The organism is Shinella sp. WSC3-e (assembly GCF_945994535.1).
Lineage (GTDB): Bacteria > Pseudomonadota > Alphaproteobacteria > Rhizobiales > Rhizobiaceae > Shinella > Shinella yambaruensis.
The window spans coordinates 1,063,061-1,086,730 of record NZ_OZ000530.1 but is presented as its reverse complement, the minus strand read 5'-3'; the positions used below and the strand labels follow the sequence as shown (position 1 = coordinate 1,086,730).

Sequence of the window (23,670 nt, the reverse complement as noted above, 5' to 3'; positions counted from 1 at the left end):
TCACACCACGACCTTGGTCATGATACCGGGCGTGAAGATTTCTTCCGGTGTCATATGCCGCTCGGCAATGCCCTGCTGATGGGTGTAGAGCAGCATCTGCTCGAAGGTCTTGCGGTTCTTGTCGATGCCGAAGGGGAACGGATCGGCGCCGAAAAGATCGCGCATCCTGCGGGCATAGATCGGCATCCAGGCGAGCGGATAGCGCGAAACCGCCGGATCGAACAGGCGCTCCAGGCTGCGCCGCTTCGATTCCTCGAATGCATTGTAGAGATTGCGCGCCACCCAGGGGTTTTCCTCCACGACATGTTTCCGCATCGCGACGATATGCATGATCGGCCAGACGCCGGTCGTCCTGTAGTATTCCTCCTCGCGTTCCAGGAAGTCCGGGATCAGCCGCTCGACACGCGGATCCTCTTCGAGGAAGCAGGTCGGTGGGCGGGCGATAATCGCGCAGTCGATCTCGCCGCACGCGAGCATTTCAGACAGCGACTTGTCGGCGATGCGGTCGATCGCGACACCTTCCGGCAGTTTCAGGTCCACCTTTTCGATACGGCCCGGCGCGTTCGCGCCGGCCTGCACCCAATGCACGTCCTGCAGCTTGACGCCGACCTCGTTGTGCATCCAGCCGCGCATGTAGACGGCTGCGGAATGCGCCCATTCCGGCACACCGATCCGCTTGCCTTTCAGGTCCGCGACGGTTTTGATGCCGGCCGCCTTGTTGACGTAGAAGGAGGAGAACCGGAAAAGCCGCGAGCAGACGACCGGCAGGCCAACGATGTCGCTGTCCGGCCGACTGACCTGCGCCATGAACTTGGCAAAGGACAGCTCCGCCACGTCCCATTCGCGGTTGAAGGTGAAACGGGCGAAAATCTCGTGATGGCTCAGCATCGACCAGGTGTGCTCGATGCCTTCGGCGTTGACGGTGCCCAGGCGGAAATCGCGAAAGTGATCGTAGTCGGTGGTGGCAATCGAAAGCTTCAAACGGTTCATGACAGTATCCGGAACTCAGCGGGTGATGATGTTGACCTTGGCGGGGTCGATATTGACGAGGATGGGATTGCCGATCGGCGTGCGAAGGCTCGGATGAACGCGCGCCAGAAGCCGCGTTTCGCCGACTGAGACCATGTAGTCGACACATTCGCCGAGGAAGACCTTGGTATCGACGCGACCTTCGAGAAGATTGCCGGACGCACCGTTCTCCTTGCCGGGCTCGATCAGATGGACGTTCTCCGGACGGATCGCCACAGTGAGCTTGTCACGCACGTCGAGCGCCTCTTCCGATACGACTTCGATGGTGCCGGCCGGGCTTTCGACCGCCCAGCGACCGGCCTCGCTGCCACGCGCGGCAACCTTGCATTCCATGAAATTCGAGGAACCGATGAAATCCGCGACAAAACGGGTCTGCGGCGCCTCGTAGATGTCGCGTGGCGAGCCGAGCTGGACAATCTGGCCGTCATTCATGACGGCGATCTGATGGGAGAGCGCCAGCGCCTCCTGCTGGTCATGCGTCACGTAAAGCGTCGTGAGGTTCAGCTCGCGCTGAAGGCGCTTCAGTTCGAAGCGCATCTGCTCGCGCAGCTTGGCGTCGAGGTTGGAGAGCGGCTCGTCGAGAAGCAGAAGCCGTGGCTCCATGACAAGCGCCCGGGCAAGCGCAAGTCGTTGCTGCTGACCACCGGAAAGACGCGTCGCCTCGCGGCCCGCGTAACTCTCCAGCGCCACCGCCTTCAGCACCCGCTCGACCTTCTCCTCGATCTGCTTCTTGGAGAAGCCGGCTTTGCTGACCCGCAGCGGAAACGCGGCATTCTCGAAAACGCTCATATGCGGCCAGATGGCGTAGCTCTGGAAGACCATGCCGAAATTGCGGCGGTTCGGCGCCACGAAGACGCCCTTGCCGGCGGAATAGACGGTGACGTCCTCGACGGAGATATTGCCCTTGACCGGCCGCTCGAGGCCGGCGATCGAGCGAAGCGTCGTCGTCTTCCCGCAGCCGCTCGGGCCAAGCAAGGTGAAGAGCTTGCCTTGCGGCACATCGAAGGAGATATCCTTGGCGGCGCGGACGGCCTTGCCCTTGCCGTCGGCATATTCGGTCGTTAGTCCCTGAACATTGAGCATTCAACATCTCCTCACGTCCGCCGCGCTCCCCGCACGGCCGGTCTTCATCAGCGGGACATCGCGGACGTTCGCGATGTCCCCGTTCGATCGGTCACCTACTTGACGGCCTTCTCGAAGGTGTCGCGCCACTCGGCAAGCTTGTCGAGCATGGCGGCGCCGTCGACGACCTTGACGTCGAGGCTCGTCGGCAACGGGGCAATCTTGATGTTGGTCGGCGTGAAGCCGCGTTCGGCAAGAATCTTCTGGCCGTCCGTCAGCGTGAAGTCCTGGAACAGGATCGCCGCATTCGGATGCTTGGCGGTCTTGGCGATGCCAAGGCCGTTGACGCGCGCAACCGATGGGCCGAGTTGCAGGGACTTGATCGGTGCACCGTCCTTGTTCATCTGATCGACCTTGTAGAGATAGGTCGTCAGCGCCAGAGGCACTTCGCCGGAGGCCGCCAGATTGGTCAGGAGCGTATGCCCCTTGCGCAGCGAGATGCCGTTGGTATCCGCGAGCCTGGTGAAGAAGTCGATGCCTTCCTTCTCGCTCGGGAAGCTGGCATTGACGGTAGCAAGCCAGTCGTAGGCCTCCGCTTCGAGGCCGACCTTGCCCTTCCACTTCGGATCGAGCAGGTCACTCCAGGCGTTCGGTACGTCCGCCTCCGAGACGAGGTCGGTGTTGTAGGCCGCCGTGATGATATTCAAGCGGCTACCGACCCATTCCTTATGTGCGGGAACCGCGCCTTCGAAAATATCCGGAATAATGGGCGACGAGACGGGCTGCAGAATGTTTTCCCGGTGCAGCGCTTCGAGTTCCGGCCCGTTCGTCTCGATCAGGTCGGCATCATGGCGGCCCGCCTTGATCTCGGTAACCGCACGGCGGAGCACATCTTCAGAACTGCCGCGCCAGACGGTGACCGGGATATCGTATTTTGCAGTGAACGCCTCGGTCATCGCGGTAACGTCCTCGACGGGCGTAGCCGTGTACAATGTCAACGCCCCTTCCGCCTTCGCCGCAGCCACCAACTTTTCCAAGCGGTCCGGACCGTTGTAGCTGGAGGCCTCGTCGATCGTCTGCGCCATCGCCGATGTCGCCAGGAAGGCTCCGACGAGAGCCGCCGTGCGCGTCAAATGTTTCAGCAAATTCAGGGTGTCTGGCATGTGGTTCCTCCTCCAAAGAATTTCTGGGCCTTGTCACTGAAAGGTGGTCTCGAACGTCTCGCGCCATTCCGTAAGCGCGTCGAGCATCCCGGTCGGCTCGATGACCTTGACCTCCATGCCCGCCGGGAATGGCACTTCTTTCGTGTTGGTCGGCGTAAAATGGCGCGACGCCAGGATCTTCTGTCCCTCCGTCAACGTGAACTGCTGATAGAGGATCGCGGCATTCGGGTGCGCGGTGGTCCGTGCGACGCCGAGCCCGTTGATGCGGGCGATGGCTGGCCCCAACGACAAGGCCTTGATCGGCGCGCCGTCCTGTTCCATCTGGTGAACACGATAGAGATAGACCTGAAGCGTGATCGGCAGTTCGCCCGAGGCGGTCATGTTGGCAAGCTGCGGGTGGCCCTTGTGCAAGGGCGGGCGATTGGTCTCGGCAAGCTTCCTGAAGAAGGCAAGCCCCTCCTCCCGCGAGGGGAAACTCTGGATCACCGTGGCCAACCAGTCGTATGCCTCCGATTCGATGCCGATCCTCCCGGCCCACCTGGGATCAAGGAGATCATCCCAGCTCTTCGGTACATCCGCCTCCGAAACGAGCTCGGTGTTGTAGGAGGCCGTGATGACATTGAGACGGCTGCCGACCCATTCCCGGTGATCCGGCACCGCATCCGGAAAAATCTCGGAGAAAACAGGTGAATCGACGGCCTGCAGGATGTTTTCACGGTGGAGGGCTTCGAGTTCCGGACCGTTCGTTTCGATCACGTCGACGTCGTGGCGGCCGCCCTTGATCTCGGTAACGGCGCGCCGCAGCACGTCCTCCGAACTGCCGCGCCACAAGGTTATCGGAATACCATACTTCGCGGTGAAGGCGGCGATCACCTGATTGACGTCGTCTACCGGCGTTGCCGTGTAGAGTGTCAGCGTTCCCTCCTTCTTCGCGCCGGCGACCAGTCTTTCCATCCGGTCCGGTCCGTCATAGGCGGCAACTTCGGCGACCGACTGCGCCAACGCGGGACCTGCGGCAAGGACAACGACGAGACCGAGCGCGAGCACCCTGCGAGTAATGCCTTCATGGAACTTCGGATTGATCATCTCTTCCTCCCTTATCTCAAAGCCGGACCTCCCAATCCGGCTTACGCTTCCTTGACTCCGAACCTCTTGCCGACGAGCTGGGCGAGCATGACGACGATGAAGAGCGCAATGATCATCATCACCCCGAAGGCGGAGAGTTCGACATACTGGCCGTTCTGCCAGAGCTCCCAGATGACAATCGACACCACTTCCGAACCGGGGCTGTAAAGCAGCACGGAACTGGACAGTTCACGGATCGAGACGACGACGATGTAGATCCAGCCGGCGAGCAGGCCGGGCTTCAACAGCGGCAGCACGATGCGCACGAAGCTCTGGCTCCAGGAGGCGCCGCTCATCGCTGCCGACTCTTCGAGGTCCTTGTGGATCTGCAGCATCGACGTGGTGTTGTAGCGGATGCCGTAGGGCATGAAGCGCGTCACATAGGCGATGAAGATGATCCAGGTCGTGCCGTAGATGCCGATGTCGAGATAGAGGTAGCAGATCATCACCGACAGGCCGAGCACGAGCCCCGGAAAGACCATCGGCAACGAGGCGACATTGTCGAGCAGCCACCGCGCGGGCAGCTTGGTGCGGATGACGATCCAGCAGATGACCGCGGTCAACAGCATGATCGTCGTTGCGGCGCCAAGCGACAGCATCGCGCTGTTCCATACCGCCTGGCCGACCATCGGGTAGTTGATGACCTTGACATAGGCATCGAAGGAAAGGCGGCTCAGAGCGGACCAGGAGGGCACGCTGTAATACTTGTTCAGCGACGACCAGAAGAGCACGAGGAACGGCAATACGATGACCAGGATCATGTAGAGGACGATCAGGATCGCGGCGGGAATGCGCCACACGCCGAGGTCGAACGGCCGCGGCCGAAATCCCTTGCCGGTGACGGTCGAGTATTTGCTCCCCTGGCTCGACAGCTTCGACTGGAAATAGATGCCGAAGGAAGCGATCAGCAGCAGCACGACGGCATAGGCGGAAGCCAGCCCGACATTGCTCGGATATTCCCGGATCGCCTCGTAGATCGACGAGGTGAAGACCTCGATGCCGACCGGCATGCCGAGCAGCGCCGGAACCTCGAAGGATTCGATCGAGCGGATGAACAGGATGAAGAACGAGGCGATCAACGCCGGCCAGACGAGTTTCAGCGTGATGCGGAACATGATCTGGCCGATGGACGCGCCGGACATCAGGGCGGATTCTTCCAGCGACGGGTCCATGGAGCGGAATGCCGCCGACATCAGCAGGAAGGCGATCGGCGAATAGTGCAGCCCTTCGACCCAGATCATGCCGCCCATCGAATAGATGTCGAAGACCGGGCCGGAGAGACCGAACATGTTTTTGAGCATCAGGTTGAAAAGCCCGATCTGCGGGCTCGCCACCATGATCCAGGATACGGTGAAAAGGATCGACGGGATGACCAGAGGCACGATGGAGGCCGCATAGAACATCATCTTGAAGGGCGTGTTCGTCCGCTCGTTGAGCCAGGCGAAAAGGGTGCCGATGAACAGCGCCAGACAGGACGTGCCCGTTGCGAAGACCACAGAATTGCGAAACAGCGGCAGAATGCTGCTGTCGGTGAGTGCCCGCACATAGTTACCCAGCGTGAAGATGGCCGGAATGTCGCCTGCGGCAGGCGTCATGAAACTCTGCCACAGAAGGAAGACCAGCGGCACCAGCGCCAGCCAGCCGACGATCAGCACCGCGGCGCCGATGATCAACCATTCCGGCCTGATGCGGCCGAAGAAGCTCGGCTTTTCGACCGATTTTGCGAAGCTGCTTTCGTGTAACGACATCCCGACCTCCCGAACGAAATGCTGCCGGCAAGCCGGGGATCAAACCCCGGCCGGCGACATCGCGAGGTTTTCCTTATGGTAGCCCGCGATCTTCTGGTAGCTGGTGGATAGCTTCTCGAGATCCTCGTGGCTAATCACCTTGTTGATGTCGTCGAACGGCTTGTCGCCCGTCCGCTCGTAGACTTCGCGCAAGATTGCATCCGGCGGGTTCTTGCGGTTGGTGAGCACGACCTGCGCGGTGGCCGGGCGGCGGATCGCCTCATAGGCATGCATCGCCTTGACGGGATCGCCTTCCTTGACGATCGCGTCGGTCAGCGCCCGGCAATCGAGGATCGCCTGAGCCGAACCGTTGGCGCCACGCGGATACATGGGATGGGCGGCGTCGCCGAGCAACGTCACGCGACCGAAGGTCCACTGGTTGAGCGGATCCTGGTCCACCATCGGATATTCGAGGATGGCGTCGGCCGCCTTGAACAGCGCCGGGCAATCCAGCCAATCGAACTTCCAGTCCTTGACGACATCGAAGAAGTCCTCGAGGCGGCCCGGCTTGTTCCAGTCGCGCTGCGACTTGTAGCTCTCCGTCGCGATGTCCACGACCCAGTTGATGAGCTGCGTGCCCTCGCCGTCGATATTGTCGCGGATCGGATAGATCAGCACCTTGGCAGTATTCAGCCAGCCGATGCGCACCATGCTCGCACCGGTAAGGAACGGTTTCCACTTGGTGACGCCGCGCCACATGTTGATGCCCGAGTAACGCGGCGGCCCCTCGTTCGGATAAAGCTGCTTGCGGATCTTCGAATGGATACCCTCCGCGCTGACAACCATTTCGGCCTTCACCGAAGGACGTGCCGAGCCATCGCGCGGATCGACGAAATGCAAGGTGACGAGGTCGTCGTCCTGTTCGAAACCGGTGCACTGCCAGCCGGTCATCAGGCGGTCGGCGCCACAACGCGCCTTGAAGGCCTCCACCAGAACCATGTGCAGGTCGCCGCGGTGGATCGAGAACTGTGGCCAGTCATAGCCGGCATAACGACCGGTCGGCTCGCTGAAGATATGCTGGCCGTAACGATTGTAGAAACCGGATTCCCTGGTGGTGATCGCCACCTTGGCCAAAGCTTCTTCGAGGCCGAGCTTGCACATTTCACGCGCGGCATGCGGGAGAAGATTGATCCCGACCCCAAGCGCCTTGAGTTCCGGGGCGGCTTCGTAAACCCGCGAGGCAATCCCCTGCTCCTTGAGCATCAGCGCGAGCGTCAAGCCGCCGATGCCTCCTCCAACGATCGTCACTTCCATTCGTCTGCTCCCATCTGAGAATTGCCCGTTCCCCGCAAAGTTGCGGGATACGTGTGGTCAGTCGGGACTCTGGGCAAAGCTCCGCCGGCGGCCCGGACACCCGAAACCGTCGCCAATCTCAAACTTTTCCGATCCTCCCGCTCATCGCGACTGCCGCGACCCGAGCCGCCCGATCTGCGATGTTGATGAAAGGGGTAGAGCCATTCTTGCCAATTGACAAATAGATAGATTGTTTGAAGTCATCTCAAAAACAGATGACTGAAAAACGGATGACCACACGAACGGTTCGTTGGACGGTTCGACCCGCCTACAATTCAAGATCAGAGAATCTTCAATGGAATCATTTACTTGAAGTGACAGTCCAGACGGACGCCGGCGCGGCCGTTCTCATGTCGGCTGACTGAGGTGTTCGCGGCGAAGGCTGCCGCGCAGGCGGATGCGGCAACCCGGGATATCGGACGGTGGGATCAATAGTCGGCGTATGGAAGATAGGAACGCCGCTCCACATCGGGGAAACGCTCGCCGGTGCGCACGAACCGCGTGTGTTCCTCGATCGGGTTGGGATAATGTTCCCAGCTGCGCTGCTTGCCTTTTTGCATCGCCCTGTTGACGAACTGGCGCACGCGCTGGCTCTGCATGACCTCCGCACGGAGCCTCGGCAGATCCCAGATCGCCTCGACCGCCTCCAGCAGCCGTTCGAGTTCCGGCTGGAAGGCAGGATCGTCCGCCAGGTTGCGCGTTTCGCCGGGATCGGCGGCAAGATCGTACAACTGCGTGGGATAGGCCTCCGACACCACGATCTTTCTGGCGCCGCGGCGCAGCATGACGCGGGGAGCCTTCGTTCCTCCGTCGATGTGTTCGGCCATGGTCACGCGCTGCGGATCGTCCTTGGCGAGCAGGGGAAGAAGGCTCCTGCCCTCGTGCGGCGTGACGAAAGCCCCCGCCTCACCACCCCCGAGATCGACGAGGGTCGGCAGCAGGTCGAGAAGCGAGACGGGCGCGACGATCCTCGAAAGCCCCTTCCCATCCGGACGATAGACGACCAGCGGGACGCGGATGGCGGGATCGAAGAGGTTCTTCTTGAACCACAGGCCCCGTTCCCCGATCATGTCGCCATGGTCGGATGTGAAGATTATCACCGTCTCATCGGCGATGCCCGCATCCTCCAGCGTCTTGCGCAACTCGCCGAGCTTGCGGTCGACATAGCTGATCATGCCGTAATATCCGCGGCGCGCGCGCCGGTAGATCTCATCCGTCACCTCGAACTTGTCGAGGCTGTAGTGGAAATAGAGGGACCGGCTATGCGGGTCCAACGCGTCGAGCGGAATCTTCGCGGTGCGCGGCGGGTCGATGCCCTCGTCCGTATAGAGGTCCCAGTATTCCCGCGTGATGACGTATGGATCATGCGGCTGCGTGAAGGAGACCGTCATGAACATCGGCCGGCCATCGCCGTAGCGCCGCCAGTCGAAAATGTGCTGCGCCGCCCGCCGTGCGACCTCGTCGTCATAGTCGATCTGCTGGGAGCGGGCGAGCGGGCCTGCGTCGGCGATCGTCTCGACGCTGGAGACCCCGAACGGCACCTTGCCCTTGGCGACGATCTCCTCGTCCTCCAGCTCGTCATAGGTTTTCGGCGGCACCCAGCTGAAGTCGGCCGGATAGATCTCGGTCGTCAGCCTGTCCTCATAGCCATGATGCTGATCGGGGCCGACGAAATGCATCTTGCCGGAGATGCAGGTGTAGTAGCCGGCATCGCGCAGATAATGCGCGATGGTCGGAACGGCCGCCGGAAACTCCGCTGCATTGTCGAAGGCACCGATCCGCGACGGAAGGCGTCCGCTCATCAGAGCGAAGCGCGACGGCGCGCAAAGCGGGTAGTTGCAATAGGCATTTTCGAAGACCGAGCCCTGTTCCGCCAGGCGGTCGATGTTCGGTGTCCTGCAGACCCTGTTGCCGTAAATTGAGAGCGCGATGGCCGTCAGCTGATCGCACATGACAAGCAGGATGTTCGGTTGCTTGCGACGCATGCTTTTTCCCCTCAATGACCGAGAATCTGGCTCAGGAACAGTTTGGACCGTTCGTGCCGGGGATTGTCGAAGAAATCGGACGGAGCCGCCTCCTCGACGATCCGCCCCTTGTCCATGAACACGACCCGATCGGCGACCTTGCGGGCAAAGCCCATTTCGTGGGTCACGCAGAGCATCGTCATGCCGTCCTGCGCCAGTTCGATCATGACGTCGAGCACCTCCGAAATCATTTCCGGGTCGAGCGCCGAAGTCGGCTCGTCGAAGAGCATGATCTCCGGCCGCATGCACAAGGCCCGCGCAATGGCAACGCGCTGCTGCTGGCCGCCCGAGAGTTCGCCCGGATAGCTTCCGGCCTTCTGCGGGATCTTCACGCGCTCGAGATAAAGCATCGCCTGCTCCTCGGCGGTTCTCCGATCCTGCTTGCGCACCAGCATCGGTGCGAGGACGCAATTCTCCAGTACCGTCAGGTGCGGGAAAAGGTTGAAGTGCTGAAACACCATGCCGACGTCCCGGCGGATCTCGTCGATGTTGGCGAGGTCCTCGTTGAGTTCCGTGCCGAGCATCCTGATGATGCCGGCCTGATGATCCTCGAGCTTGTTGAGGCACCGGATCAAGGTGGATTTCCCGGAACCGGAAGGACCGCAGATCACGATCTTCTCGCCCGCCGCCACGCTCAGGCTGACGTCGAACAGAACCTGATGGGCTCCATAGAACTTCGCGAGGCTTTTGACGTCGACGGCAATCTCGCCGCTTTGTGTGCTCATCTCCGTGCCTTTCATCGGATCAATGACGCGCCACGTTCAACCGTCTCTCCAGATAGGCGCCGTATCGGGAAAGCGTGAAGGTGAACGCGAAGTAGATTGCGGCCACGAAGACGTAGACCTCGACATAGGTGGCGGACCACTCGGCCGTCGAAAACGCGGCATTGCCGGAGGCCATGACCTCGAAGAAGCCGATGATGACGATCAGAGAGGTCTCCATGAACGTTATGACGACCTGGTTGATGGTCGGCGGCAGCGCATGGCGGAAGGCTTGCGGCAGGACGATGCGGGACATGGTCTGCCAGTAGTTGAGGCCGAGCGCATGGGCGGCCTCTTCCTGCCCCGCGGGAAGCGCCTGCATCCCGCCACGGATGATCTCCGCCTGGTAGACCGCGAAGAACAGCGAGAAACCGGCGATGACGCGGTAAAGCTTGTCGCCGACCAGGAAGTGCGGCAGCGCGTAGGGAATGATGATCGCCGCCGTGAACAGGATCGCCACGAGAGGAAGAGAGCGGATGCCGTCGATCAGGACCGCGACCGTCCGGGCGATGACGGGCAGGCGCGAACGCCTCAGCAGCGCAAGGCAGACCGCGATCGGCATTCCCGTGACGACCACCGTGGAGAACACGAAGAGCGTCAGGGACAAGCCGCCCCACTGGGTCTCGAGCACGGTGGGAAGGCCGAGGAAGCCGCCGCGCATCAATCCGTAAAACACCCCGTAACCGGCGATCCAGACCAGCGGCAACCGCTTCGCGGACCAGGAGAAGGGAAAGCAGGACACCACAACGGTCGCCAGGATGGCCGCGCAGGCGAGCGCCGAGCGCCATTGCTCGTCATAGGGATAAAGCCCGAAGAAGATCAGCCGCCAGCGCGCGGCGATGACCGCCCAGCAGGCGCCTGTCGCTTGCTGGCACACGTCCGGCCCGCCGGAGGACCAAACGGCATCGAGGACGGCCCATCGGAACACGGTCCAGACGGCCAGCGCGATCAGCGCGAGGCAGACGCTCGTCACGGCGGCCGCGCCGGGCGTCGCAAAATATCCCTTCCTCACGGCGGCGAGAAACGTGTCATGGCGCGGTGGCGGGATTTCGCCGGAAACGATCGCAACGTTCGACATGTCGGCGCCTTCCTTCCTAGCGGACATTCTGGCCCCGCAAGGCGATTGCACGATTGACGGCGTTCAAGACCGCGGCGAGGGAGAAATTGATCGCCCAGAAACCGGCGATGAGGATGAAAATCAGCGAGAGCGTCTGGCCGGAATGGTTGATCGAATTGGCGACGACCATGAAGAAGTCGCTGAATCCGATCGCGATGCCGATCGAGGTCGCCTTGACCAGCCAGACATACTGGTTGGTCAGGGTCGGAAGCATGATGCGGATGGCGAGCGGCAGCCTGATCTTCCAGAAGATCTGCGAGCCGGTGAGGCCGAGCGCGAGGCCCGCTTCGACCTTGCCGCGGGACACCGCAAGCAGGCCGGCGCGGACGATCTCCGCAATGTAGGACGCGCCGAACAGGGATATCGCGATGACGGCGGCGCAGAATTCCGGCGCAAGCTCAAGTCCGCCGGCGATCCTCAGGCCACGCTGGACCGGCAGGTCGAACAGCGGCGTCTCAGCGATCCGGCCCGACGACAGGACGCCGGCGACGGCCGCGACGAGAATGACGAACCCGGCCAGTTTCACAAGGCCGTCGTTGCGCCGGAGGACGGCAAATCGCCGTGCGGCATATCCGACGATCAAAAGCGCCAGGGCCGTCAGGACGGCAAGGCCGATCGCTCCACGTTCGATATTGAGGCCGGGCAGGTAGAAACCGCGGTTCGAAAAGTAGGCCAATTCACCGAGGTTGTAGGCATTGCGCGCATTCGGCAGATGCGTGAAGACCGAATACCAGAAGAAGGCCTGCAAGATGAGCGGGATGTTCCGAAAGAACTGGACATAGACGAGCGCGATCTTGCTCAGCAGCCTGTGCGCGGAAAGCCGGGCGGTCCCGATGGCGCCCCCCAGGATCGTCGCCAGGAAAAGCGTCAGCGCCGCGAGCAGGAGCGTGTTCAGAAAGCCCACCGCAAGGGCACGCGCATAGCTCGAATTGATATCGTACGGTATCAGGCTGAAGGATATGGTCCAGCCGGTGGCGTAGTTCAGGAAATCCCATCCGACGGCAATGCCCTGGGCATCGAGGTTACGGCGGGTGATGATCACCGCGGACGCGAGAATTGCGACGATCACCCCGATGAACAGCACCTGAAGACCTATGTCCCGGTGCTTGCGATTCCTCAGCACGGCGAACATCCGGCGCCTCCCCAACTCTTGTTGCTAAAGCGAGGAGCGCCCGCGCGCGACGCGCGCCGGCGCCACTCGATGCTCAATCGAGGATCGGCGGGACGAACACGCCGCCCTTTTGCCAGGGTGCGTTCATGCCGCGCTCCAGCTTGTAGGGCGAGTCCTTGCCGACATTGCGATCGTAGATCTCCTCGGCGTTGCCGATGACCTTGATGACATTGTAGGCCCAGTCGTCGGAAAGGCCGAGGCGATTGCCGATTCCGGGCGTGACACCCAGCAGCTTCGCCACCGTGGCGCTCTTGGGATTTGCCTTCTGCTCGTCGATGTTCTTGCTTGTGATGCCGTTCTCCTCGGCGATCCGGCCCACGGCGATCACCCAGTTGACAAGATCGACCCAGGCATCGTCCCCTTGCCGCATCGCGGCCGCCTCGGGCTCCATCGCAAGGACATCCGGCAGAATGGCATGTTCGTCGGGGTTGGGAGCGGAGGCGCGCCGCGCCGCGAGCACCGGACCCCATTCGGCGAAGGAATCGCAGCGGTTGGCGAAATAGGCGGCCGAAGCCTCGGTGTTCTTCTCGAAGGAGACGAGCTTGATGTCGTAGTCGTTCGCCTTGATGTAGTCGGCGATCAGCCGTTCCGTGCTGGTGCCCCCGGCCGTGCAGATCGTCCCGCCGTCGAGGTCCTTCACGGAACCGGCATTGAGCTCCTTGTGGACCATGAACTGGGTGGCCCCGAGGAAGTAAGGGGTGCTGAACTGCACGCCGAGTTCGGTGTCCCGGCTCATCGTCCAGCCGGTCGCCTTAATGACGAGGTCGAGATCGCCGGACTGAAGCGAGGGGAAGCGCTGCGCCCAGCTGATCGGGATAAGCTTCACCTTCTCGTCGCTGCCGAAAATGGCGATACCCACGGCGCGGCAATAGTCGATGTCGATGCCGTGCCATTTTCCCTTGTCGTCGATCTCGAAGAAGCCTTGGAAGTTGCCGTCGCCCGACGTGCAGTTGAGCTCACCGCGCGCCTGCACGGTCTTCAGGGTATCGCCGGCGGCCGCATATGCGGCCATCGGAACAATCGCCGCCGTTCCGGCCAGCAGCGCCGCGGTGGTAAGAGCCTTGACGTTCATTGAAATCTCCCGAGTTTGCCTGCGCCCTCGCGCCGTTCCCTGTCGCCATCGTCCGGTCTTGTGCCGGCTCCGTGTCGACTAGACGAATTAGTCGGCTTCGTGTCGACAAAGTCAAGCGAAAAGTTTACGTTGCCGTCACGCTGTTTTTCTGGCCCAATGCCGGAAGCGGAAGGAAGGTGCCTAAGTGTCTGAAGAAACTGAATCGAAACGCGTGCGCGGCACCGGCTGGAAGCACGTCTACGACACGTTGCGCAACGAGATCCTGGCCCTGACCCTGCAGCCCGGCCAGCTGCTCGACGAGATGACGCTGGCCGAACGCTTCGACATGTCGCGTTCCCCGGTGCGTGAGGCATTGATCCGTCTGGCAGGCGAGGAGCTGGTGGTGACGCTCTCCAATCGCAGCACCATCGTCGCGCCGATCGAGGTGGCGAGCTTTCCCAAATATGTCGAGGCGCTCGATGTCGCTCAGCGCATGAACACGCGTCTTGCGGCGGCCCTGCGCACCGAGGCGGACCTGAAGATCATCGCCAGGCGCCAGAGGGAATTCGAGGCGGCGGTGAAGACCGGCCAGCATTTGAGGATGTCGGAGGCCAACAAGCAGTTCCACATGGCGATTGCCAATGCCGGCAAGAACGCCTACCTCGCCTCCTTCTACGAGCGCCTGCTAAACCAGGGCCAGCGCATGCTGCATCTGCATTTCGAGTATCTGGAGCGTACGAACGACGGTTATCTCCTCACCGACGAACACGACCTGATGCTGGAGGCGATCCGCGCCAAGAACGTCGATCTCGCCGACGAGCTGGCCCATGCCCACACGCGACAATTCCAGGACAATTTCATCGCGTTCCTGCGCGAGAACTACACGACCGACGTCTCTTTTGGCTCGCTCGCCGCCGCACAATAGCCTGCCAGTCCGCCGAAATAACCGGGTTGAGCTGCTGGTGCTTGCAAGCCGCGCAAGCATCCAACAAACCGTCCGAACGGTCGCAGGGCCGTTCGGGCCACCGCGCTCATTGTCGCCACCGCCATTGCTTCGAGAATGTCGTGGCCCGCTCAAATTTGTCGAAACAGCACACGTGCTTCGACAAGCAGGCGCCGAGTGCGAAAGCAGGGTAAAAATGTTGGAGCGGGTAGCGAGACTCAAAACCAGGCTCTAACGTTTTGACCTAATAGCATTCTTCCAGTTCACGATTTACTGATGTACCACTTGATGTACCGGAAATCGTTGATTGGTGAGATTCTATCTCAGTCATAAGACCATAATTTTCCACCAAATTCCACTATGCCCCAAGGTTTTGAAAGGATTCGAACACGAGACCCATCTGTTATCTCCGCACAAAATGTGCCTCATGAACAACTTCAGCGCTCACAGCATTCACATATTCGCCGCCTCATACTTCAACCAGGAGAGTGTGGCTCCTCCCACTCAATGGGAAACGGATTGGACCGCCGGTGTAAGGTAAAGAAGAGCCGTCCAAAATCGCGGAGGGCGCACGGTCCGTTCGATCCGCAACCCTCTCGATGCGGATGTCGTAGCAGGTATCACCCATTGTGATCGTCACCTCGAACTGCGGCCATGATTTCGGCATGCAAGGCTCCACGACAAGAACCGTGCCCTCCCTATGCAGGCCGAGGATGCCCTCGATGCCGGCGCGGTACATCCAGGCGGCGGAGCCGGTGTACCATGTCCAACCGCCGCGCCCGACATGGGGCGCGACCGAATAGACATCGGCGGCGATGACATAGGGCTCCACCTTATAGCGTGCCGCCGCTTCGGGCGTGTTTGCGTGATTGACCGGGTTCAGCAGCGTGAAGAGATCGTGCGCCTTGTCGCCATCGCCCAGCTTGGCGAAGGCGAGGATAGCCCACATAGCCGCGTGGCTGTACTGGCCACCATTTTCGCGCAAGCCCGGCGGATAACCCTTGATGTAGCCGGGATCGCGCACCGTTGCGTCGAAAGGCGGCGTGAACAGAAGGGCGAGGCCGTCGTCCTTGCGGATCAGATGGCTTTCCAGCGACGCCATGGCGGTGGCGGCGCGAGCGGGATCGGCCGCACCGGACAGGACCGCCCAGGACTGGGCGATGCTGTCGATCCGGCATTCGTCACTGTCCTTCGCGCCCAGCCATGCACCATCATCGAATGTGGCGCGTCGATACCAGTCGCCATCCCAGGCTTCCCGTTCGATGGAGACCTTGAGGCTTGCGGCATGCGCCTTCCAGTGCGCCGCACGTTCGGGATCGCGGCCCTCGGCAAAAGGCGCGAAGAGGTCGATCGTGCGGATCAGCAGCCAGCCGAGCCAAACGCTCTCGCCCTCACCGCCCTCCCCGACCCGGTTCATCCCGTCGTTCCAGTCGCCGGTACCCATCTGGGGCAGGCCGTGTCGACCGGTGAGCGCGACGGCCTGGTCGAGGCCGCGGGCGCAATGCTCGAAGAGAGAGGCGGCCTCGCCGGAGGGCGCGGGCTGGAAGAAAGCGTCATGCTCCCCTTCGGCAAGGGCGGGCCCTTCGAGGAACGGAATGACTTCATCGAGAATCGCCGCGTCGCCGGCCGTTCCAACATAAGTCGCAGCGGCGAAGGCGAGCCAGATCCGGTCGTCGGAAATCCGGGTGCGAACGCCCGCACCCGAATGGGGCAGCCACCAATGCTGCATGTCCCCTTCGGGAAACTGCCGTCCGGCAGCGCGCAGGATATGCGCCCGCGCCTCCTGCGGCCGGGCGAAGGCCAGCGCCATGCCATCCTGCAACTGGTCGCGGAAGCCATAGGCCCCGCTTGCCTGGTAGAAGGCCGAGCGCGCCCATATCCGGCAGGCGAGCGTCTGGTAGAGCAGCCAGCCGTTCAGCATGATGTCCATCGCCCGGTCCGGCGTTTTGACCCGCACGGTCTTCAGCAGCGTCTGCCAATGCGCGGAAACCTCGGAAAGAACCGCATCGAGGTCGGCGGTGCGGTAGCGGGCGATCAGCGCGCCGGCCTCCTCAACCGAAGCGGCCTGGCCGAGGAAGGAGACGATCTCGATACTCTCACCCGCGTCCAGTTCGATCGTGCATTGCAGCGCGGCGCACGGATCGACCCCCGCGCCGACCTTCGCGCCGAGCGGCATTCTCGTCCCGAGAGCCGCAGGCCGCGCGGAACTGCCGCCCCGTCCGAGGAATTCCGTGCGGTCGGCGGTCCATGCGGTCTGCCGGCCGCCGAGATCGGCAAAGGCAACGCGACCGGGAAAGCCCATAGCCCATCGATTGCATACGAAGATCGCCCCCGTTGCCGCGTCGACGGATGTGGCGATGAACGGTGCGCTTGCACCTCGCAGGGTGCCAAGCACCCATTCGGCATAGCTGGTGACCGAAAGCCGGCGCGGGCGCGACGAACGGTTGGTCAGCGTCAGCCGCGAAATGCGGATCGGATCGGCGAGCGGCACATAGGACAGCAGCTCGCTTTCGATCCCGTGCGCCCGATGGCTGAAGCGGCTGTAGCCGAAGCCGTGGCACGCCACGTAGCGCCCGCCATCCCGGATCGGCTGGGCCGTCGGGCTCCAGAGGTCGAGCGTCTCCTCGTCGCGGATGTAGAGCGCCTCGCCGGAAGGATCTCCGACCGGGTCGTTGGACCATTGCGTGATCTGGTTCTCGCGGCTGTTCTCGGCCCAGGTATAGGCGCTGCCGTCGGCTGACACCTGGAAGCCGAAGGCCGGATTGGCGATGACGTTGATCCAGGGCATCGGCGTCGTCGCGCCGTTTTCCAGCACGGTCACATATTCCGTACCATTCCTGCCGAAGCCGCCGAGGCCGTTGAAGAACTCCAGCGTTTCCGGCTGCGCGACCGTCTCGGCCGTGGCCGTTGGCGGAAACCGCGGCGGCAGCGCAGCCGAGTGCTCGATGCCGGCGGAAAGACGCGCGAGCTGGTCGGCGATGAGGCCGCGGTGGGCCGACAGCACGACGCGCGCGGTCGCGTTCAGAAGGTTTTTCGTGTCCTGGTTCAGGAAATCGGCGCGCAGCACATGAACCGCGCCCTGCGCCGGCATGTCGCCGAAACGCGGGCGGGACTGGCTGGAGCGCACGGCGGCTTCGACGGCGTTCTGCAGGTCCTGCACATAGGAGGCAGCGCGCTCGTTGACGATCACCAGATCGACGGCGAGCCGCTTGATGCGCCAGTATTCATGCGCGCGCAGCATCTGGCGCAACTGGGGAAGGTCTTCGACATCCTCGATGCGCAAGAGCACGATCGGCAGGTCGCCCGAGATGCCATACGGCCAAAGGCCGGACTGCGGGCCGGCGCCGGCGAGAATGGCGTCCGAGGCCGGGCGGAAGCGCGCGTCGGCATAGAGGATGGGGGCTGCAAGACGCTGGAAGTCCGCTGCCTCCTCCAGGTCCATATCGAGATGGTGAAGCTGCACCTGCGCCTGCGTCCAGGCCAGCGTCTTCGCCCGGTCGAAAGCATTCTTGTCATGATGCTTGTCGATGCGTTCGAGGAGCTCTTCCCGCGACCCTGCGACGATCGTCCAGAAGGCGACCCGCGCCACCTTGCCGGGAAGGACCCGCACGCTGCGGCGCAACGCGAAGATCGGATCGAGGACGGTGCCCGCCGTGTTGGAAAGCGCCTGCCCGTCATGGATGGCGGCGGCGGTGGCGATGGAGCGGCCGCGCCCGAGGAAACGGGCGCGATCGGATTCGTATTGCGGATCGGCAATCGCATCGCCCTCGACCACGGCGAAGTGAGCGGCCCAGATCTCGGCCTCCGAGGGCGCGCGCCGCCGCCGCGTGGCGATGAGCGCGCCGTATTCGGCCAGGTGCTCGGTCTCGACGAACATCTTGGCGAAGGCCGGATGCGCATTGTCGGTCGCCGCGGAGGCGAGCACCAGTTCTGCATAGGAGGTCAGCTCGATCTCGCGTGCCCGGGGCCCGATGTTCGTCAGGTAGATGCGGCGCACCTCGCCGTCGTCCTCGCCGGAGACGATGACGTCCATTTCCGTCGTCAGCGTCTCGTCATGGCGGATATATTGCGCATGGTCCTCGCCGAAGACCACCGAGGCGTCGGCCTTGTCGCCCATCGCCGCGACGGTGGGGGAGAAGACCGTGCCGGCCTGCATGTCCTTGAGGAAGATAAAGGCGCCGCAATCGTCCCGCGTCGCATCCTCGCGCCAGCGCGTGACGGCGATATCGCGCCAGCGGCTGTAGCCGCCGCCCGAGGCCGTCAGCATGACAGCGTAACGTCCGTTGGAAAGCAGGTGCGTGACCGGCGCGCCGGCGGCGGGCAGCGACAGCCGGCGGACCGACGGTGCCGGGTTCAGCGAAATGCCTGCCGATGCCTTGACCTCCTCGGCGCGCGGTCGGGCGATCGCCACATCGCGCGGCATGCGCTCCGACAGCAGCAGTTCGCTGGCCATGATCATGGGTTCGCGGTGGAACCGCGCCCGCATGCGCCCGTCCTGCAGAAGAACGGCGATGGCGACGATGGTCATGCCCTGGTGGTGGGCCATGTAGCTGCGGACGATCTCGACGCGCGCATTTTCGGGCAGGCGGGCGCGGGTGAAGTCCAGCGCCTCGTAGAAGCCGTGAACGCCGCGGGCGCCCATGGCTTCGAGACGCCGGTAGTTGTCGAGCGCGGCATGGGGATCGACCATGGCGGCAAGGCCGGTGGCATAAGGGGCAACGACCATGTTGCCCGACAGGCCGCGCTTGAGCCCCAGTCCCGGCACGCCGAAATTGGAATACTGATAGGTGAACTCCATGTCCCGCGCATTGAAGGCGGATTCCGATACGCCCCAGGGCACGTTCCGCGACCGCCCGTAGGCCTCCTGGCGCGCCACGATCAGCCGGTTCGTGTCGTCGAGCAGACTTCCCGCGGGCGCGCGCATCACCAGCGACGGCATGAGATATTCGAACATCGAGCCCGACCAGGAGATCAGCGCCGACCCGCTGCCGAGCGGTGTCGCCGCCCTGCCGAGGCGGAACCAGTGCCGCGTGCCGACATCGCCCTTGGCGATGGCGAAGAAGCTCGCAAGGCGCGCTTCGGACGCCAGCAGGTCGTAGCAGTTGGGGTCGAGGCCGTTGTCGGCGAGCGAATAGCCGATGGACAACAGCTTCCTTTCGGGGTCGAACAGGAAGGCGAAATCCATGTCGAGCGCCATGGTGCGGGCCGTGCCCGCAAGCGCCTGGAGCCGGCCTTTCACGGCGGCGGCATCGTCGCGGAGCGCCTGCCGGTCGCGCGCCGACTCGACGGCGGATCGTCTGAGCGCCGCGATCCAGAAGACGAGATCGGCGACCGCGCCGCCCTCGGCCGGCCCCACCAGTTTCAGCGCCTTGTCCAGAAGTCGCGTCAGTGCCGGCGTTGCGGCGTCGAAGGATTGCGGGCCGCGCACAAGGATTTCGACCTCATCGAGAATGGACGACAAGACGGCACGGTGATTACCGGGCGCGTCTGCAAGGGCCATGCGGGCAAGCGCCAGCGTATCGCCGAAACCCTCGCCGTTTTCCGCCGGCGGCATCATCTCGGCCCACTCCTCGCAGGCATTCGCCAGCGCGATCAGGTGGCCGGCGAGATTGCCGCTGTCGACGGAGGAGACGTAGGGCGGATCGAGGGTTCTCAGATCGCGCGTATCGTACCAGTTGAAGAAATGCCCGTTGAAGCGATCGAGCCGCTTGAGCGTCGTGAAGCTCGCTTCCAGCCGTTCGAGCGCCTCGAGGGTTCCCACCCAGCCGAAGTCGCGTGCGGCGACCGTCGAGAGAAAATAGAGGCCGATATTGGTCGGCGAGGTACGGTGAGCGACGGCCGGCAGCGGGGTTTCCTGGAAATTGTCCGGCGGCAGCATATTTTCCAGCGGGGTGACGAAGGTTTCGAAGAACCGCCATGTGCGCCGCGCGACGAGCCGGAGTTCCACCGCATCGGCATCCGAAAGCGCCTTGCCCGGCCTTGCCGTCGGCGACCGGCTGACCCAGAGCGCGATGGCGGGCGCGGCCAGCCAGAGTAGCGCCAGCAGAAATGCGAGAGCCCAAGCGGCCGGCGAGAACGCGACGGCGGCCGCCAGAAGGGCCAGTGCCGCAACGGTGCCGCCCGCCATGTCGCGGTAGAAACCGGCAAGCGTCAGCCGCGTCCGGTTTCCCGATGTCGCCGCGGTCGTCCATTCCAGCAGTTTCCGGCGCGTCACCAGCAGGCGGCTTGCGGTTCGCAGCATGGCATCGCAATTGCGCCATGCCTGGTCGGGCAGGAATGCGAGGCCGAGCCCGATCTGCATCGCGGCGAGCTTCAGGTCGCCGGCAAGCCTGACGGCATGGCTGCTCAACTGCAGGCCGCTGCGGCGTGGCAGGATGGCGAAGGCCAGCGGCAGGAACGCGGGAATGGCGAGGCAGGATGCGATCAGCAGCGCTCCCGTCATTCCCGCCTGCAACGGCATCGCGCAACAGGCTACGAGGGCTGCGAAGGCCGAGGGTGCGATCAAGGTGCGGCGCAGATTGTCCAGCATCTTCCAGCGGCCGAGCGCCGGAAGCGCCCGCCGTCCGAATATCCACGGCAGCAACTGCCAGTCGCCGCGCGTCCAGCGGTGCTGCCGCCGGGCCGCGACGTCGTAGCGCGCCGGGAAATCGTCGACCACCTCGATGTCGGAGGCGAGCCCCGCCCGCGCGAAGGTGCCCTCGAAGAGATCGTGGCTGAGAAGGGTATTGTCCGGGATGCGCCCGGCAAGTGCCGCCTCGAAGGCATCGACGTCATAGATGCCCTTGCCGGTATAGGAGCCTTCGCCGAACAGGTCCTGGTAGACGTCCGAGACGGCCGCCGCATAGGGATCCATGCCGCCGGGCGCGGAAAAGACCCGCTGGTAGAGCGAGCCTTCGCGCCCGATGGGAAGCGACGGGGTGACGCGCGGCTGGATGATCGCATAGCCGTCGACCACCCGCTGCTGCCCCGCGTCGAAACGCGGCCTGTTGAGGGGATGCGCCATCTTGCCGATCAGCCGCAGGACCGTGTCGCGCGGCAGTTTCGTGTCCGCGTCGAGCGTGATGACATAGCGCACGTCCGGGGGCACCGTCGGCGGCTTTCCCGCAAGCGCCATGAAGCTGGTGTCGGTGGCCCCGCGCAGCAGGCGGTTGAGCTCGTGCAGCTTGCCGCGCTTTCGCTCCCAGCCCATCCAGACGTTTTCGCCGGCATTGAACCGGCGCTTGCGATGCAGCAGCAGGAAGCGGTCGCCAGCCGGGCCCGGTCCGTGCCGCCGGTTCAGCTCGGCCATGGTCTCGATGGCGAGCGCGAGAAGCTCGCCATCGCCCTCGGCACTCTCCTGCGGGGTGTCCCGGCCGTCGGTCAGCAGGGCGAAGCTCAGGTCGCCGCCCGCGCCCGAGAGATGATGGACCTCCAGCCGTTCGATCTGCTCCAGCAGGTCGGCGCGACTGGTCATGAGCGTCGGCACGACGACAAGCGTACGCGATGACTGCGGGACGCCCTGCGCAAGCTCCAGCCCCGGCAGGGTCGTCGCGCCGTGGCTCCAGCTTACGAAACGGTTGACGAGCGCCGTTGCGATATCGCTCGCCGGCAGTAGCGCCAGAACGGCGAAGACGATCATGCCGAGCGCGGAGAGGCCCGTAGCGGACAGCAACCATAGCGCAACGGCGAGAGACATCGATGTCACCACGCCGATCGCCCCGGCATAGCCGGCAATACCCGTGTGCGCCACCAGCCGCCCGGCCATCAGGCGCCGGGGCCGGCGGAATCCGACCATGCGCTCGAAGGCCGGCCGCCCTTGTGCGATCAGGTGGTAGCCGGGATCGCCCACGCGTTCGGCCTGGGAGGCGGCGTTCCCGACAACCGGCGCTGTCCGCGCCGCTTTCACCGCCAGCCCGGCAATGTCGAGTTCCGACAGGTCTGAGCCGCGGGCGAGATCCTCGATGGCGCTGCGGTAGAGGTTGCGCGTCGCGAAATCCATGCGGGCGAAGCTGCCATCGACAGACAGGCGGGCATCGACCAGGCTGACCTTCTCAAAAAGATCGGCCCAGTCGACATCGCCGATCAGCCGCATACTGGTAATGATGTTCCTGACAGTGACGTTGGAGGCGCCCTGGCGTTGCTGGGCATGGCGCACCACAGCTTCCACAAAGGTCCCCTGCTTTGCCAACCTCGCCTCCAGCCAGCCATGGGCCGGCGTCGTGTTGGGATCATGGTCGCGTAGCCGCTTGGCAAGCTGGGCCGCAAAGAGCTCGGGCAAGGGACCGGCGGATACCTTCTCGTTGCCACGCCCCTCGTTCGCCAGAAGACGGTCGGCCAGCGCATCCGCCTCTGCACGCATGCGGCGCCCGGCGGTGATCTGGTCGGCCAATCTGCGCAGATTTTCGACAAGCACGATGCGCAAGGTGATCGCCACGGCCCACAATTCCCCAATCGTCAGGGGTTGGACCTTTTGGTAGGCCGTGATGAACCGAACGAGCGTTTCCGGATCGAAGTGGCTGTCGGTGTGCGCGACGAAGGCCCATGCAATGCCGAACACGCGTGGATATCCGGCGAAAGGCCCTTCGGCCAGCTTGGGCAACTGCCTGTAGTAGTTGGGCGGCAGGTCATCATGAATCTCGCGAATCTGCTCTTCGACCAGATGGTAGTTGTCCAGCAGCCATTCCGCCGCCGGCACGACGCCGCGCTCGTTCTCCACCTCCAAGGCACTGGCGCGGTAGGCGGCGAGGAGGACCGCCGCGTTGCTCTTCAGGCGCTTGTGCAGGGACTGGACGGATGGCGGTCGCCGCGTCACCGGTTGGGCAAGCGCAAGGGTGGCGGCGTGCTGCTCGAGCCTTTCGATCCCAAACAGTTCTTCCCGCACCGGGGTGGGATCATTCAACGGCATGCCCGACGCCCGGTTAAAACCGAAGCCGGACTGCGGAATGCTGCCCTTGCCTTTCCCGCGCGCAACCGCTTGCGGCTCCGTCAGCGGCCTGGAACCCGTCTCGGGATGGACGGTCCGTTCGGTAACGGCGGTTTCCGAACTGCCAATGTCTTCGACGCCACGCTTTTGGCCTTTGGCCATAATCATTCCTTTGCCTGGATGCGGCCAGGCAGCCGGCCGGGCGAAATCCGGCAGTCGTTTTGGAGATGTGAAAGATCGCC

13 protein-coding genes are annotated in these 23,670 nt (G+C 63.3%); 1 reads left to right on the top strand and 12 read right to left on the bottom strand.

Annotated elements, in window-relative coordinates; all coding sequences use genetic code 11:
* From AABF56_RS05490 to AABF56_RS05440, 11 genes are all read right to left on the bottom strand, one after another.
* Nucleotides 1-990 (bottom strand): ABC transporter substrate-binding protein, encoded by a 990-nt coding sequence (locus AABF56_RS05490; protein WP_272805196.1) that lies wholly within the window; start codon nt 988-990, stop codon nt 1-3.
* A gap of 15 nt (nt 991-1,005) precedes the next feature.
* The gene (locus AABF56_RS05485; RefSeq protein ID WP_272805195.1) at nt 1,006-2,112 is read right to left on the bottom strand and encodes an ABC transporter ATP-binding protein; all 1,107 of its coding nucleotides are present in this window, start codon (nt 2,110-2,112) and stop codon (nt 1,006-1,008) included.
* A gap of 95 nt (nt 2,113-2,207) precedes the next feature.
* Nucleotides 2,208-3,254, bottom strand: coding sequence for an ABC transporter substrate-binding protein (locus tag AABF56_RS05480; RefSeq protein ID WP_272805194.1), 1,047 nt, complete (start codon nt 3,252-3,254; stop codon nt 2,208-2,210).
* 33 nt (nt 3,255-3,287) lie between these two features.
* The gene (locus tag AABF56_RS05475) at nt 3,288-4,340 is read right to left on the bottom strand and encodes an ABC transporter substrate-binding protein (RefSeq protein ID WP_272805193.1); all 1,053 of its coding nucleotides are present in this window, start codon (nt 4,338-4,340) and stop codon (nt 3,288-3,290) included.
* A 41-nt stretch (nt 4,341-4,381) separates the two neighbouring features.
* Nucleotides 4,382-6,127 (bottom strand): ABC transporter permease, encoded by a 1,746-nt coding sequence (locus AABF56_RS05470; RefSeq protein WP_244765758.1) that lies wholly within the window; start codon nt 6,125-6,127, stop codon nt 4,382-4,384.
* A gap of 39 nt (nt 6,128-6,166) precedes the next feature.
* Nucleotides 6,167-7,420, bottom strand: coding sequence for a flavin-dependent oxidoreductase (locus AABF56_RS05465; RefSeq protein ID WP_272805192.1), 1,254 nt, complete (start codon nt 7,418-7,420; stop codon nt 6,167-6,169).
* Between the two features lie 467 nt (nt 7,421-7,887).
* Nucleotides 7,888-9,444 carry a choline-sulfatase gene (betC, locus tag AABF56_RS05460; protein WP_272805191.1) on the bottom strand — a complete coding sequence of 519 codons (1,557 nt, stop codon included), beginning with the start codon at nt 9,442-9,444 and terminating at the stop codon, nt 7,888-7,890.
* A gap of 11 nt (nt 9,445-9,455) precedes the next feature.
* Nucleotides 9,456-10,208: an amino acid ABC transporter ATP-binding protein gene (locus tag AABF56_RS05455; protein WP_272805190.1), complete on the bottom strand. Its 753-nt coding sequence runs from the start codon at nt 10,206-10,208 to the stop codon at nt 9,456-9,458.
* A 19-nt stretch (nt 10,209-10,227) separates the two neighbouring features.
* Nucleotides 10,228-11,322: an amino acid ABC transporter permease gene (locus AABF56_RS05450; protein WP_272805189.1), complete on the bottom strand. Its 1,095-nt coding sequence runs from the start codon at nt 11,320-11,322 to the stop codon at nt 10,228-10,230.
* 16 nt (nt 11,323-11,338) lie between these two features.
* A complete protein-coding gene (locus AABF56_RS05445; protein WP_272805188.1) occupies nt 11,339-12,493 on the bottom strand; it encodes an ABC transporter permease subunit in 1,155 nt (384 codons plus the stop codon).
* A 73-nt stretch (nt 12,494-12,566) separates the two neighbouring features.
* Entirely contained in the window at nt 12,567-13,604 is a 1,038-nt protein-coding gene (locus AABF56_RS05440) for an amino acid ABC transporter substrate-binding protein (RefSeq protein ID WP_244765764.1), read from the bottom strand.
* Between the two features lie 184 nt (nt 13,605-13,788).
* Between AABF56_RS05440 and AABF56_RS05435 the strand changes: the two genes are divergently transcribed.
* Entirely contained in the window at nt 13,789-14,508 is a 720-nt protein-coding gene (locus AABF56_RS05435; protein ID WP_272805187.1) for a GntR family transcriptional regulator, read from the top strand.
* 487 nt (nt 14,509-14,995) lie between these two features.
* Here AABF56_RS05435 and AABF56_RS05430 read toward each other — a convergent pair whose 3' ends face one another.
* Nucleotides 14,996-23,590 (bottom strand): GH36-type glycosyl hydrolase domain-containing protein, encoded by an 8,595-nt coding sequence (locus tag AABF56_RS05430; protein ID WP_272805186.1) that lies wholly within the window; start codon nt 23,588-23,590, stop codon nt 14,996-14,998.
* Nucleotides 23,591-23,670: the final 80 nt, after the last annotated feature.